General features: G+C 67.8%; 12 protein-coding genes. All 12 read left to right on the top strand.

From position 1 onward, the window contains the following. The coding region (locus VAE53_RS02690) for a hypothetical protein (RefSeq protein ID WP_322817824.1) at nt 1–290 on the top strand (290 nt) is incomplete at its 5' end. A gap of 48 nt (nt 291–338) precedes the next feature. Continuing rightward, nucleotides 339–2,081, top strand: a complete 1,743-nt coding sequence (locus VAE53_RS02685; protein ID WP_322817823.1) for a penicillin-binding protein 2 — start codon at nt 339–341, stop codon at nt 2,079–2,081. After that, nucleotides 2,078–3,460 carry a UDP-N-acetylmuramoyl-tripeptide--D-alanyl-D-alanine ligase gene (gene murF / locus VAE53_RS02680; protein WP_322817822.1) on the top strand — a complete coding sequence of 461 codons (1,383 nt, stop codon included), beginning with the start codon at nt 2,078–2,080 and terminating at the stop codon, nt 3,458–3,460. The genes VAE53_RS02685 and murF overlap by 4 nt, the downstream gene beginning before the upstream one ends. Beyond that, a complete protein-coding gene (gene mraY, locus VAE53_RS02675) occupies nt 3,457–4,419 on the top strand; it encodes a phospho-N-acetylmuramoyl-pentapeptide-transferase (RefSeq protein ID WP_322817821.1) in 963 nt (320 codons plus the stop codon). Before murF ends, mraY begins: the two co-directional genes overlap by 4 nt. After that, entirely contained in the window at nt 4,416–5,825 is a 1,410-nt protein-coding gene (gene murD / locus VAE53_RS02670; RefSeq protein ID WP_322817820.1) for a UDP-N-acetylmuramoyl-L-alanine--D-glutamate ligase, read from the top strand. Before mraY ends, murD begins: the two co-directional genes overlap by 4 nt. Before the next feature lie 44 nt (nt 5,826–5,869). Next, nucleotides 5,870–7,009: a putative lipid II flippase FtsW gene (ftsW, locus tag VAE53_RS02665; RefSeq protein WP_322817819.1), complete on the top strand. Its 1,140-nt coding sequence runs from the start codon at nt 5,870–5,872 to the stop codon at nt 7,007–7,009. After that, nucleotides 7,006–8,094, top strand: coding sequence for a UDP-N-acetylglucosamine--N-acetylmuramyl-(pentapeptide) pyrophosphoryl-undecaprenol N-acetylglucosamine transferase (locus VAE53_RS02660; RefSeq protein WP_322817818.1), 1,089 nt, complete (start codon nt 7,006–7,008; stop codon nt 8,092–8,094). Before ftsW ends, VAE53_RS02660 begins: the two co-directional genes overlap by 4 nt. Beyond that, a complete protein-coding gene (gene murC / locus VAE53_RS02655; RefSeq protein ID WP_322817817.1) occupies nt 8,091–9,467 on the top strand; it encodes a UDP-N-acetylmuramate--L-alanine ligase in 1,377 nt (458 codons plus the stop codon). The genes VAE53_RS02660 and murC overlap by 4 nt, the downstream gene beginning before the upstream one ends. Continuing rightward, nucleotides 9,464–10,375: a UDP-N-acetylmuramate dehydrogenase gene (gene murB, locus VAE53_RS02650; protein ID WP_322817816.1), complete on the top strand. Its 912-nt coding sequence runs from the start codon at nt 9,464–9,466 to the stop codon at nt 10,373–10,375. Before murC ends, murB begins: the two co-directional genes overlap by 4 nt. Then, on the top strand, nt 10,372–11,424 hold the full coding sequence (locus tag VAE53_RS02645) for a D-alanine--D-alanine ligase family protein (protein ID WP_322817815.1): 1,053 nt from the start codon (nt 10,372–10,374) through the stop codon (nt 11,422–11,424). Before murB ends, VAE53_RS02645 begins: the two co-directional genes overlap by 4 nt. Next, nucleotides 11,421–12,302 carry an FtsQ-type POTRA domain-containing protein gene (locus VAE53_RS02640; protein WP_322817814.1) on the top strand — a complete coding sequence of 294 codons (882 nt, stop codon included), beginning with the start codon at nt 11,421–11,423 and terminating at the stop codon, nt 12,300–12,302. The genes VAE53_RS02645 and VAE53_RS02640 overlap by 4 nt, the downstream gene beginning before the upstream one ends. Nucleotides 12,303–12,326: 24 nt before the next feature. Continuing rightward, nucleotides 12,327–13,571 (top strand): cell division protein FtsA, encoded by a 1,245-nt coding sequence (ftsA, locus tag VAE53_RS02635; RefSeq protein ID WP_322817813.1) that lies wholly within the window; start codon nt 12,327–12,329, stop codon nt 13,569–13,571. Nucleotides 13,572–13,774: the final 203 nt, after the last annotated feature.

The following is a 13,774-nucleotide window of genomic DNA, read 5'->3' as shown; positions in this document are numbered from 1 at the left end:
TCACCAGCCAAGGCTTCGATATCCAAACCTCCCAGCGCGAACAGGCGCGCCTCCGCTCCGAAATCTCCCTCCTCGAAGCCGACGTCGCCCGGCTCACCTCCCAAGCACGGATCGAACGCCGAGCACAAGAAATCGGCCTCACCCCCGCCAGCAACCCCATCTACGTCACCGTCCCCGTCCCCGGCCCCGACCCAGCAAAAATCCCCGCCGACTACCTCCCCCGGCAGGCACCCCACCCCACACCAGCCGACCCCTGGTGGAAAACCCTCCTCAGCTGGCGACCTTGGTAGCCAGCACCATCACCGCCGCCGCCCCCCGGCGGCCGGAGGCGCATACGGATGACCATCCAAAAAGCGCGGCCGACCCGCCGCGTCTGGCTCCCAGCGGTAACCCTCGGCCTCTTCGGGGCCATCCTCGCCGCGCGCCTCATCCAACTCCAAGTCCTCCAACACCACGCCTACGCAGCCCAAGCCCGCAACGAACTCCTCGGTGACTCCACCATCTACGCCCGCCGCGGCGCCATCCTCGACCGCAACGGCGGCGCCCTCGCCGTCTCCGTCGCCACCTGGGACGTCTACCTCAACACCCGCGCCTGGCGCGACCAGACCACCCGCAACCACGTCCTCGACCGCGTCGCCACCATCACCAAAATCCCCCGCACCACCATCGAAACCACCCTCGACTCCACCCCCGCCGTCGAAATCCGAATCGCCAGCGACCTCCCATTCGAACTCGGACAGCAGCTCATCCAAGCCGACCTGCCCGGCGTCGTCCTCCTCCAGAACACCGACCGCATCCACCCCGAAGGCGACCTCGCCGCCGCCATCATCGGCTTCATCGGAGCCGACAACACCGGCCACGCCGGCATCGAGGCCTACTACAACGAACTCCTCCAAGGCAAGCCCGGCCGCGCCATCTACGAACGCGATAGCCTCGGCGACCCCATCCCCTACGGCCAATACCTCGCCACCCAACCAACCCCCGGAAACGACCTCGTCCTCACCATCGACCGCTACCTCCAGCGGCTCGCCGAACGAACACTCGCCGAAGCCATCGAAGAACACCGCGCCGCCGGCGGCACCATCCTCGTCATGGATCCCAACACCGGCGAAATCCTCGCCAACGCCACCCTCCCCAGCGTCCGCTACACCACCCTCCAAGAAGACATCGCCTCCGCCACCGAAAAACGCAGCCCCTTCAAAAACTTCACCGTCACCGACACCTACGAACCCGGCTCGGTCATGAAAGTCATCACCGCCGCAGCAGCCATCGACGCCGGCGTCGTCACACCAGACACCACCTACACCGATAATGGAACCGTGGACGTGGAGGGGGTGCTCCTCAAAAACTGGGACGACGGCGTCTACGGCCAACAAACCATGACCGGCGTCCTCCAGCACTCCATCAACACCGGGGCCGTCTTCATGCAGCAGAAGCTCGGCACCACCCTCTTCCAGTCCTACCTCGAAGCCTTCGGCTTCGGCAAACCCACCGGCGTCGACCTCCCAGGCGAAGCCACCGGCTTCTTCCGCCGCCCCCACGACCCCGGCTACTCCCCCGTCGACGTCGCCACCCAATCCTTCGGCCAATCCATCAGCGTCACCCCCGTCCAACTCATGCAAGCCGTCGCCGCCTGCATCAACGGCGGCAACCTCATCACCCCCCACTTCCTCAAAGCCCGCATCCAGCCCGACGGCACCCGCATCGAAATCCAGCCCACCATCGTCCGCCGCGTCATCACACAAGCCGCCAGCGACGCCGTCCGCAACATGATGGGCCAAGTCGTCGCCCAAGACCCCGACGGCTGGGGCCGCAACCCCACCCACTACACCGCAGGCGGCAAATCCGGCACCGCCAACATCCCCGTCTGGGGCACCTACAACGACGACGAACAAATCGTCTCCTTCATGGGCTTCGCACCCCTCCAAAATCCCCGCCTCCTCGTCCTCGTCCGCCTCGACCAAAACCGCAACCTCCTCACCGGAACCCAAGCCGCCGGCCCCATCTTCGCCAACTACATCGACCAAGCCCTCCGATACCTCGGCGTCCCACCCGAGAAAGGCACCCGAAGCACACCATGAGCCCCCACCTCACCACCGAATTCCTCGCCCAAGAAATGTCCCGGCGCGGATACCGCGTCCACTACGGCGGCCCCGCCCAAATCACCGACGGCACCGCCGACTCGCGCACCGTTCGCCCCGGCCAACTCTTCTGCGCCTTCCCCGGCCAAAACACCCACGGCGACCTCTACGTCCAAGCCGCCCTCCAAGCCGGCGCCGTCGCCGCCATCTGCACCCGCGAACCCGCCACCTTCCCCCCCGACCGAACCATCGTCATCGCCCCCGACACCACCAAAGCCATCGGCGAACTCGCCCGCGCCTGGCGGCTCGCCTGCAACCCCCGCGTCATCGGCGTCACCGGCACCGTCGGAAAAACCACCGCCAAAGACCTCTGCGCCGCCGCCCTCGCCCGCTTCCACACCGTCTACAGCCGGCGCGGCAACTACAACTCCCGCGAAGGCCTCCCCCTCGCCCTCCTCGGCCTCCGCACCACCGACCAGATCGCCGTCCTCGAAATCGCCATGGACAGCCGCGGCGAAATCGCCTACCTCGCCTCCATCGCCCTCCCCGAAATCGGCGGCGTCCTCAACATCGGCCTCACCCACATCGAAAAACTCGGCACCATCGAAGCCATCGCCCAAGAAAAACTCTCCCTCGCCCGCGCACTCCCCAGCAACGGCACCGCCATCCTCAACCTCGACGACCCACGCATCGCCCCCGAAGCCACCCGCCTCCCCTGTCACGTCATCAGCTTCGGAACCCCCGCAACCGGCGCAACACTCACCTACACCCAACCCCAAGCCCAGGGCCTCCACGGCACCCAATTCACCGTCACCTACCAAGACCAACGCGCCCGCGTCCACTCCCCCCTGCCCGGCCTCCACACCATCCCCGCCGCCCTCTTCACCATCGCCGCCGGCATCGCCCTCGGCCACACCCTCACCGAAATGGCCGATGCCATCGCCGCCGCCGAACTCCCCGACCGCCGCATCACCATCCGCCGCAGCCGAACCGGAGCCACCATCCTCGACGACCGCTACAACTCCAGCCCAGCCTCGCTCGCCGGCGCACTCCAGCTCCTGCGCGACACCCCAGGCCTCCGCATCGCCCTCCTCGGCAAAATGGCCGAACTCGGCGACCACGAAGAGCGCGAACACCGCGCCGCCGGCGCCCTCGCCGCAGAATGCGCCGACATCCTCGTCGCCGTCGGCCAAACCTGCCACGCCATGGCACAAGGCGCACGCGACGCCGGAATGACCAACGTCCACTGGTTCGACGACAAAACCGAAGCCGCCAACTTCGTCCGCCACCTCCTCCGTCCCGACGCCACCGTCCTCCTCAAAGCCTCCCGCTCACAAGCCTTCGAAACCCTCCTCCCCATCCTCGAGAGCGAACCATGATCCACGCCCTCTACTCCGGGTTCGTCACCTTCCTCCTCGCCCTCGCCCTCGGCGAACCCATCGTCCGCTACCTCCGCCGCCGCCGCATTGGCAAACAAATCTCCCAATACCTGCCCGAACACCAGAACAAAGCAGGCACCCCCACCTTCGGCGGCTTCATCATCTGGCTCCCCACCCTCATCGTCACCGCCCTCGCCATCGACTGGTGGAACCACCAGTCCATCCTCCTCCCCCTCGGCATGATCGCCGTCACCGCAGCCGCTGGCTTCGTCGACGACCTCGGCACCCTCCAAAACCGCCGCCAAGGCGGCCTCACCTGGCGCTTCAAACTCGGCTTCACCACCATCTTCGCCCTCGGCGCAGCCATCGTCCTCTACCACTACATCCAAGTCGAATCCATCAACATCCCCTACCTCGGCAGCTACCCCCTCGGCCTCCTCTACATCCCCCTCGCCACCGCCATCATCGTCGCCACCACCAGCGCCGTCGCCGTCTCCGACGGCCTCGACGGCCTCGTCGGCGGCACCACCCTCATCGCCTTCATCGCCTACGGCATCATCGGCTTCATCCAAGGCCAAGAATTCGTCGCCACCTTCGCATTCATCATCGCCGGCGCCAACCTCGGCTACCTCTGGTACAACGCCCACCCCGCCCGCGTCATCATGGGCGACACCGGCGCCCTCGCCCTCGGCTCCTCCCTCGCCGTCGTCTCCCTCATGACCGGCCAATGGCTCCTCCTCCCCATCATCGGCATCATCTTCGTCCTCGAAGCCGGCTCCAACCTCCTCCAGATCGGCTCCTACAAACTCACCGGCCGCCGCATCCTCCGCCGCGCCCCCTTCCACCACCACCTCGAACTCATCGGCTGGGCCGAAACCCAAATCGTCACCCGCTTCTGGCTCATCGGCATCGCCGCCGCCATGCTCGGCGTCGCCCTCGCCCTCGAGGTGCCCGAATGACCGACCACACCATCTCCCCCGAACAAGCAGGCCTCCCACCCCTCCAAGGGCTCCCCGTCCTCGTCTACTCCCTCGGCATCGAAGGACGCGACCTCGCCCATTGGCTCGTCAGCCACGGCGCCCGCGTCACCATCTCCGACACCCGCACCCCCGAAGAGCTCGCCGCCGCCGGCGCCTCACCGCCCGAAGGCGTCGAACGCACCATCGTCGGTCAGCCCCTCCTCGACCCAGCCGGCTTCCGCCTCGTCGCCGTCTCCCAATCCATCCTCCGCTACAACCCCGCCCTCGCACGCGCCCGCGCCCTCGGCATCCCCATCACCTCCCAAATGCGCCTCTTCCTCCAGCTCTGCCCCGGTCGCACCATCGGCATCACCGGCTCCAGCGGAAAGACCACCACCACCGCCCTCGTCGGCGCCATCGCCCGCGAAGCCCGCGTCGAACACCTCCTCGGCGGCAACATCGGCGAGCCCCTCCTCGCTCGCCTCCAAAACATCCGCCCCACCACCGACGTCATCCTCGAAATCAGCCACACCCAACTCCAATACACCGACCGCTCACCCCACATCGCCGCCGTCACCAACGTCACCCCCAACCACCTCGACCAATTCTCCTGGGACGAATACGTCGGCCTCAAACGGAACCATATCGCCCACCAGAGCCGCAACGACATCACCGTCCTCAACCAGGACAACCCCGTCACCAGAACCTTCATGGCCTCCGTCCGCGGCCGCCTCGTCGCCACCTCCATCGAATCCACCCTCACCACCGACGGCGCCTACCTCGAAGACGGCGAAATCGTCATCCGCCGCGGCGCACGCGTCACCCCCGTCCTCCCCATCTCCGACGTGCGCCTCCGCGGCCGCCACAACCTCGCCAACATCGTCATGGCCGCCGCCATCGCCGCCCAAGCTGGCTGGCCCGTCACCGCCATCGCCCGCGCCATCCGTACCTTCACCGGCGTCCCCCACCGCCTTGAACTCATCGGCCACACCCAGGGCGCAGCGTGGGTCAACGACTCCATCGCCACCAGCCCCGAACGCACCGTCGCCGGCCTCCGCGCCTACGACCAGCCCGTCATCCTCCTCCTCGGCGGGCGCGACAAACACCTCCCCCTCGACACCCTCCAACAAGCCGTCCACGAGCGCTGCCGCGCCGTCATCTGCTTCGGCGAATCCGGCCCCCTCTTCCACCAAGCCGTAGCCGGCCACGCCGAAGTCACCCTGCTCGTCCGAACCCTCGAGGATGCCGTCCAAGCAGCCCACCGCCTCGCACACCCCGGCGACGTCATCCTCCTCTCACCCGCAGGCACCAGCTTCGACCAGTACCCCAACTTCGAAGCCCGCGGCGCCCACTTCCGCCAGCTCGTCCAGAGCCTCCCGGGCTTCACCCAGGAGGTGTCGCCATAGCCGCCGCACGCACCGGAGAGTGGAACCCAGGTCGCCCCGACTACATGCTCGTCGCCATCGTCGCCATCCTCACCGTCTTCGGGCTCATCGCCGTCTACAGCGCATCCTTCGTCAAAAGCCTCGTCGACACCGGCGACCCCTACTACTTCTTCCTCCGCCAGGCCATCTGGGCATTCGGCGGCGCCATCGGCATGTTCGTCATCGCCCGCTTCGACTACCGCCGCCTCGCACCACTCGCCGTCCCCCTCATGCTCCTCACCCTCGCACTCCTCGTCACCGTCATCCTCGTCGGCGTCGAAGGCGGCGGCGCCCGCCGCTGGATCGGCATCGGCGAACTCACCCTCCAACCCGCCGAATTCGCCAAGCTCACCGTCACCATCTACCTCGCCGCCTGGCTCGCCTCACGTGGCAGCTCCCTCCGCTCCTGGGAACACGGCCTCCTCCCCTTCGTCCTCATCATCGGCGCCGTCAGCGCACTCATCCTCCTCCAGCCCAACCTCGGCACCACCCTCATCGTCCTCGCCATCACCGTCACCATGTTCTGGGTCGCCGGTGCCTCCATCGTCCAAATGGCCGCCCTCCTCGGCAGCGGCCTCGTCGCCATCACCCTCCTCGCCCTCGGCGCCGGTTATCGCGCCGAACGAATCACCGCCTTCCTCCACGCCGAAAAAGACCCCGACGGCATCGGCTTCCAAACCCTCCAAGCCCTCATCGCCATCGGCAACGGCGGCATCACCGGCCTCGGCCTCGGTGCCAGCCGCGCCAAATTCTTCTACCTCCCCGAATCCCACACCGACGGCATCTTCGCCATCGTCGGCGAAGAACTCGGCCTCCTCGCCGGACTCGCCCTCCTCCTCCTCTACATCCTCCTCATGGTCCGCGGCTACCAAATCGCCCGTCGCGCCCGCGACGAATTCGGCCAACTCGTCGCCACCGGCATCACCACCTGGGTCGCCGTCCAGGCCTTCCTCAACATCGGTGGCATCCTCCGCGTCATCCCCCTCACCGGCGTCCCCCTCCCATTCATCAGCTACGGCAGCAACGCCATCGTCGCCCTCCTCCTCGCTATGGGCGTCCTCGTCAGCATCTCCCGCTACGGCAACGACCGCGGCGGCTACCTCGACCAGCACCCCCCGGAGCGGCGCCCACGCGGCACCATCGTCCGAAGAGAGCCAGCCACATGACCACCATCGTCCTCACCGGCGGCGGCACCGGCGGCCACCTCTTCCCAGCCATCGCCGTCGCCAACGCCCTCCGCGCACTCGAACCCGCCCCCAGCCTCATCTTCCTCGGCCCCGAAAACCGCGGCGAACGCACCACCATCGCCGCCGCCCAAATCCCGTTCGAACCGATCCCCGCCGCCCCCATCCGCGGCCGCAGCCCGCTCGGCCTCCTCCGAAGCACCACAACCCTCGCCCGGGGTACCCTCCTCGCCCTCCACCGCCTCCACCACCATCGCCCCAACGCCGTCTTCAGCACCGGCGGCTACGGAAGCTTCCCCGTCAGCCTCGCAGCCTGGCTGCTCCGCCGGCCCCTCGTCGTCTTCCTGCCCGACGTCGCCCCCGGCCTCGCCGTCCGCGTCGAAAAGCGGCTCGCCACACAGCTCGCCACCTCCACCCCCGCCGCCCTCGCCCACCTCCCACCCGCCAAAACCACCGTCACCGGCTACCCCGTCCGGCCCGAATTCTTCACCCACGACCGCGCCACCGCCCGAAAAGCCATCGGCCTGCCCCCCTCCAGCACCCTCATCGTCATCGCCGGAGCCTCGCAAGGCTCCCGAGCCCTCAACCAAGCCGTCCTCCAAGCCCTCCATCCACTCCTCACGCGCACCTCCATCATCCACATCACCGGCCCCGCCGGACTCCAAGCCGCCCAACAAGCCCGCGCCACCCTCCCCCCCACCCTCGCCGAGCGCTACCACCCCGCACCCTTCCGCACCGACCTCCCCACCATCATGCTCGCCGCCGACCTCGGCATCTTCCGGGCCGGCGCCTCCATCCTCGGCGAACTCCCCGCCGCCGGCCTCCCCGCCATCCTCGTACCCGGCACCTTCGCCGGCGCCCACCAGCGCGACAACGCCCGCTGGCTCGCCGACCAAAACGCCGCCATCCTCCTCGAAGAAACCCAGCTCCACACCCTCCCCGACATCGTCGCCCAACTCCTCGACAACCCCGCCAAACTCCAAGCCATGCGCACCGCCGCCCACACCCTCGCCCGCCCCACCGCCGCCGCCGAAATCGCCCGCCTCATCATCGAGGTAGCCAAATGACAGAGCAGCTTCGCGGCCCCGTCCACCTCATCGGCATCGGCGGCATCCACATGTCCGCCATCGCTCGCCTCCTCCTCCAGCGGGGCATCCCCGTCTCCGGCAGCGACCTCCACCCATCCCACCTCACCGAAGAACTCGCCTCCCTCGGCGCCCGCATCTACCAAGGCCACTCCGCCGACCACCTCCCCCCAGAAACCACACTCGTCGTCACCACCGCAGCCGCCCGCCCCGAAAACCCCGAAATCGCCGAAGCCCACCGACGCGGCATCCCCGTCATCCTCCGCGCCCAAATGGTCGCCCGCCTCCTCCAGAACAAACAACTCATCGCCGTCGCCGGCTCCCACGGCAAAACCACCACCTCCGCCCTCATCGCCTACATCCTCACCCGCGCCGGCCGCCAACCAATGTACCTCCTCGGCGGCGAATGCCCCGACCTCCAAAGCCACGCCGCCTGGGGCGCCGGCGACCTCGCCGTCGTCGAAGCCGACGAATACCGCCGCGCCTTCCTCGAATACACCCCCGCCATCGCCATCGTCACCACCGTCGAGCCCGACCACCTCGACGACTACGGCACCCCCGCCGCCTACCTCCAGGCCTTCGTCCAATTCGGCCAGCGCCTCACCCCAGGCGGCCTCCTCCTCACCTGCGCCGACGACCCCGGCGCCCGCACCATCAGCGACCTCCTCGGCGACCAACCCCTCCGCCAAGAAACCTACGGCATCCAAAGCCCCCGCTACTGGCGCGCCACCGACATCCACCTCGGGCCCACCGGCGCCAGCTTCACCCTCCACCGCGCCAACACCCCCCTCGGGCAACTCCACGTCCAAGTCCCCGGCCACCACTTCGTCCGCAACGCCACCGCCGCCGCCGCCGTCGCCCTCCACCTCGACATCCCCTTCCCCACCATCCGCGAAGCCATCGCCGCCTTCCGCGGCGCCCGCCGCCGGTTCGAACTCATCGGCCAGGCAGCCGGAATCACCATCATCGACGACTACGCCCACCACCCCACCGAAGTCCGCGCCCTCATCGCAACCGCCCGCGCCGCCTACCCCAACCGCCGCCTCATCGGCATCCACCAGCCCCACACCTACAGCCGCATCGCCTACCTCTGGGACGACTGGCTCACCGCCTTCCAAGGCCTCCACACCCTCCTCATCGTCGAAACCTACGCAGCCCGCGAAGACCCCACCGCCGGACGCTCAGCCGCCGACCTCGCCGCCCACATCGTCGCCCCCCCGACCCACTACATCGCCGACTTCGACCAAGCCGTGCGTACCACCCTCGGCCTCCTCCAACCCGGAGACATCGTCATCACCATCGGCGCCGGCGACATCCACCAAGTCGGCCCCCGCCTCCTGGAGGCCCTCCGATGACCGCCATCGAACGCCTCGCCGCCGCCCTCCAGCCCCTCGGCGACCTCCGTCGCGCCGAACCCCTCGCCCGCCACACCACCTTCGGCATCGGCGGCCCCGCCGATCTCTTCCTCACCGTCCGGAACAGCCAAGCACTCGCCGCCGCCGCCCGCGCCGCCGCCGACTACCAAATCCCCCTCCTCATCCTCGGGTCCGGCAGCAACATCCTCGTCGCCGACGCCGGAGTGCGCGGACTCGTCATCGAAAATCGCGCCCGCGCCGAACACCTCCAAGGCACCACCATCCGCATCGAAAGCGGCGCCAGCTTCGCCGCCTTCGCCCGCCGCATGTGCCGACGCGGGCTCGATGGCCTCGCCTGGGCCGTCGGCATCCCCGGCACCCTCGGCGGCGCCGTCGTCTACAACGCCGGAGCCTACGGCGGTTGCCTCGCCGACGTCCTCCGCCGCGTCCAACTCCAACTCCCCAACGGCCACATCGAATGGATCGACGCCGCCGACCTCCGCCTCGTCTACCGCGGCAGCCGCTTCACCAGAGGCGAACTCCACGGACGCGCCATCCTCCAATGCGAACTCGAACTCACCCCAGGCGACCCAACAGAGCTCCTCGCGCGAGCCGCCACCTACGACCAAAAGCGGCTCACCGCCCAGCCCCGCGGCCGAAGCGCCGGCTCCACCTTCAAAAACCCACCCCAAGCCCCCGCCTGGAAACTCATCGACGCCGTCGGCATGCGCGGCATGCGCCGCGGCGACGCGGCCGTCTCCGAAAAACACGCCAACTTCTTCATCAACCACGGCAACGCCACCGCCGCCGACGTCCGCTGGCTCATCGACGAAGCCCGGCGGCGCGTCCACCAACAATTCGGCATCACCCTCGAGCCAGAAGTCGAATTCATAGGAGCGTGGACATGAGCCGCAAAAAAGTCGCCATCATCTTCGGCGGACGCTCCGGCGAACACGAAGTCAGCATCCTCTCCGCCCGCAGCGTCATCGCCGCCCTCGACCCAGAACGCTGGGAAGCCGTCCCCATCGGCATCACCCGCTCCGGCCACTGGATGACCCCAACCCAAACCCGCGCCGCCCTCCAGGCCGGCACCCCCACCCTCACCGAAACCGGCCTCCCCCTCCTTCACGCCACCGAAGCCCTCCAAGCCCTCGCCAACTGCGACGTCGCCTTCCCACTCGTCCACGGCACCTTCGGCGAAGACGGCACCCTCCAGGGCCTCCTCGAAATGGCCAACATCCCCTACACCGGCGCCGGCGTCGCCGCCTCCGCCATCGGCATGGACAAAGCCCTCATGAAAGCCATCTTCCGCGAAGCCGGAATACCCGTCCCCCGCTATTCCGTCATCCGATCATGGGAGTATACACTTAACCAAAATACATCTATGGCCCTCATCGACAACGCCATCGGTTACCCCTGCTTCGTCAAACCCGCCAACGGCGGCTCGAGCGTCGGCATCACCAAAGCACGCTCCCGCGAAGACCTGCCCAGCGCCTTCCAAGCCGCCTTCGCCTACGACGACAAAGCCGTCGTCGAACAAGCCATCACCGGCCGCGAACTCGAATGCTCCATCCTCGGCAACGAAGACCCCCAAGCCAGCGTCGTCGGCGAAATCGTCCCCGATCGCGAGTTCTACGACTACCACGCCAAATACGACCCGGCCTCCAAATCCCAACTCTACATCCCCGCCCCCATCACCCAAGCAGTCGCAGCCCAAGCCCGCGAACTCGCCCTCCGCATGTACCGCGTCATCGGGTGCCAAGGCTACGCCCGGGTCGACTTCTTCCTCACCCCATCCGACCAGCTCATCGCCAACGAAATCAACACCATCCCCGGGTTCACCCACATCAGCATGTACCCCAAACTCTGGGAAGCCAGCGGCCTCCCCTACCCCGAGCTCCTTAGCCGCATCATCGAGCTCGCCCTTCAACGCCACCAGCGGAGGCCCCGGCCATGATCGTCCGTCGCAACCGCACCACCCAGCCCAACGTCGTCCGCAAAATCGTCCGACGAACCCGGCCAGCCGTCGGCAACCCCGCCCCGCAACGCCACATCATCCGCCGTCACAACACCCCCGGCGCCGGCGTCATCCCGGGAGCTCCGCCACAGCCCAAGGGCATCCCCCTCCAAGCCGTCCGACGCTCCCTCCCCATCGCCCTCGCCCTCCTCCTCCTCGCAACCACCCTCGCCGGTGGCACCTGGCTCTATCGCAGCCCCCACCTCCGCATCCAGACCATCCAGGTGGAGGGCCTCCAGCGCATCCCCCAGCACACCATCGTCGAAACCTCCAACGCCCTCGGCCAAAGCATGATCACCGCCGACCTCCCCGCCATCCAGCGCGCCATCTCCGCCCTCCCCCTCGTCGCCAGCGTGCGCGTCCAACGCGACTGGCCCACCACCCTTCGCATCACCGTCCAAGAGCGCCGCCCCTGGGGCACCTGGGAACAGGCCGGCGTCGACTACATCATCGACCGAGAAGGCGTCGTCATCGCCGTCGGCGAACACCTCGGCACCGGCGCCCCCGCCATCCGCAGCTCCGAAGCCGGCACCCGCCTCGTCGGCGACCGCGTCGATCCCCAAGCCGTCGACGCCGCCGCCCAAATCTACGAACTCCTGCCCCAGCAGCTCGGCACCACCGTCGCCGAAGTCGCCTTCATCACCGGCAAAGGCATCCAAGTCACCACCACCGAAGGCACCATCGCCCTCTTCGGCGATTCCAGCTCCATCGCCTACAAACTCGCCGTCTGGGCCGCCCTCACCGCCGAGGCCCGCCAGCGCCAAATCACCTACACCACCATCGACCTGCGCTACGGCAACCGCCCAGTGTTGCAGTAGCCATTGCCAACCAAAGGGGGAACCATGCGACGACGTTCAACCGTAGCCGCCATCGACATCGGATCCACCAAAGTCGCCGTCGTCGTCGGCGACATCGGCGAGACCGGAGAAACCCGCATCCTCGGCGTCGGCGTCGCACCAGCCGCCGGCCTCTCCCGCGGCGTCATCGACAACATCCAGAGCGCCCGCGAAGCCATCGCCATCGCCGTCGAAAAAGCCGAACAAGCCTGCGGCATGCGCATCCTCTCCGCCGTCGTCGGCATCTCCGGCAGCCACATCTCCAGCCAAAACAACCGCGGCATCGTCGCCATCCCCGACCGCACCCGCCCCATCTCCACCGACGACCGCGCCCGCGTCCTCGAAGCCGCTGGCCAAATCGCCATCCCCACCAACCGCCAAGTCATCCACGTCGTCCCCCGCGCCTACTGGGTCGAAGGCACCGACCCCGTCAGCGACCCCGTCGGCATGTACGGTTCCCGCCTCGACGCCGAAGTCCACATCGTCTCCGGCGCCGTCTCCGCCATCCAAAACCTCACCAAATGCGTCGAAGGCGCCGGCGTCCAAGTCGACGACATCATCCTCGAAAGCCTCGCCTCCGCCGAAAGCGTCCTCACCGAACAAGAAAAACAACAAGGCGTCGCACTCGTCGACATCGGCGGAAGCACCACCTCCATCGCCGTCTTCGACGAAGGCGCCGTCGCCCACACCGCCTGCCTCCCCATCGCCGGCTCCCACCTCACCGCCGACCTCGCACGCGTCCTTCGCTGCCCATGGGAAAGCGCCGAAACCACCAAATGCACCGTCGGCGCAGCCTACGCCGACCCCACCATGGCCAACGAAACCGTCGAAGTCCAAGTCTTCGGCACCCAGTCCACCAAACACGTCCCACTCCACCACATCTGCGACATCCTCCACGCCCGCGTCGACGAAATCCTCGAAATGGTCGGCCTCGAAATCAAACGCATCGGCTACCTCGACCGCATCGCCGCCGGCCTCGTCCTCACCGGCGGCACCGCCCTCCTCCGCGGCCTCCCCCAAGTCGCCGAAGACCGGCTCCAGCTCCCCGCCCGCCTCGGACACCCCCACGGCTACACCGGCCTCTCCGACCTCATCGGCACCCCCGCCTTCGCCACCTCCATCGGCCTCGTTCGCTACGCCCTCGCCAACCGCGAACGCCCCGGAGAGACCATCACCGCCGCCTACGAAAACCGCAGCCGAAGCCTCCTCGACCGCATCCTCGATATCGGGAGGTCGCTCATCCCCCAATAGCCCAGCCCCACACCAGCGACCCAACAACCGCCAACCACAGCCTCATTCGTCAAAGGGAAGGACAACCGAAATGAGCACCCGTTACGACCTCGAACTACTCCCAGACATCAAAGTCATCGGCGTTGGCGGCGGCGGCTGCAATGCCGTCAACCGAATGGTTCGCGCCAAAATCCCCGGCGTCCAATTCATCGCCTGCAACACCG

The organism is Tepidiforma sp. (genome assembly GCF_034432735.1).
GTDB lineage: Bacteria > Chloroflexota > Dehalococcoidia > Tepidiformales > Tepidiformaceae > Tepidiforma.
The sequence above is the reverse complement of the archived record's forward strand: the minus strand, read 5'-3'. Positions and strand labels throughout refer to the sequence as shown.

What these genes read in the sequence shown, in the direction of transcription:
- VAE53_RS02645 (WP_322817815.1), top strand. Translation starts at nt 10,372, where the DNA reads ATGAGCCGCAAAAAAGTCGCCATCATCTTCGGCGGACGCTCCGGCGAA.
- murF (WP_322817822.1), top strand. Translation starts at nt 2,078, where the DNA reads ATGAGCCCCCACCTCACCACCGAATTCCTCGCCCAAGAAATGTCCCGG.
- murD (WP_322817820.1), top strand. Translation starts at nt 4,416, where the DNA reads ATGACCGACCACACCATCTCCCCCGAACAAGCAGGCCTCCCACCCCTC.
- ftsA (WP_322817813.1), top strand. Translation starts at nt 12,327, where the DNA reads ATGCGACGACGTTCAACCGTAGCCGCCATCGACATCGGATCCACCAAA.
- murC (WP_322817817.1), top strand. Translation starts at nt 8,091, where the DNA reads ATGACAGAGCAGCTTCGCGGCCCCGTCCACCTCATCGGCATCGGCGGC.
- ftsW (WP_322817819.1), top strand. Translation starts at nt 5,870, where the DNA reads ATGCTCGTCGCCATCGTCGCCATCCTCACCGTCTTCGGGCTCATCGCC.
- mraY (WP_322817821.1), top strand. Translation starts at nt 3,457, where the DNA reads ATGATCCACGCCCTCTACTCCGGGTTCGTCACCTTCCTCCTCGCCCTC.
- VAE53_RS02685 (WP_322817823.1), top strand. Translation starts at nt 339, where the DNA reads ATGACCATCCAAAAAGCGCGGCCGACCCGCCGCGTCTGGCTCCCAGCG.
- VAE53_RS02640 (WP_322817814.1), top strand. Translation starts at nt 11,421, where the DNA reads ATGATCGTCCGTCGCAACCGCACCACCCAGCCCAACGTCGTCCGCAAA.
- VAE53_RS02660 (WP_322817818.1), top strand. Translation starts at nt 7,006, where the DNA reads ATGACCACCATCGTCCTCACCGGCGGCGGCACCGGCGGCCACCTCTTC.
- murB (WP_322817816.1), top strand. Translation starts at nt 9,464, where the DNA reads ATGACCGCCATCGAACGCCTCGCCGCCGCCCTCCAGCCCCTCGGCGAC.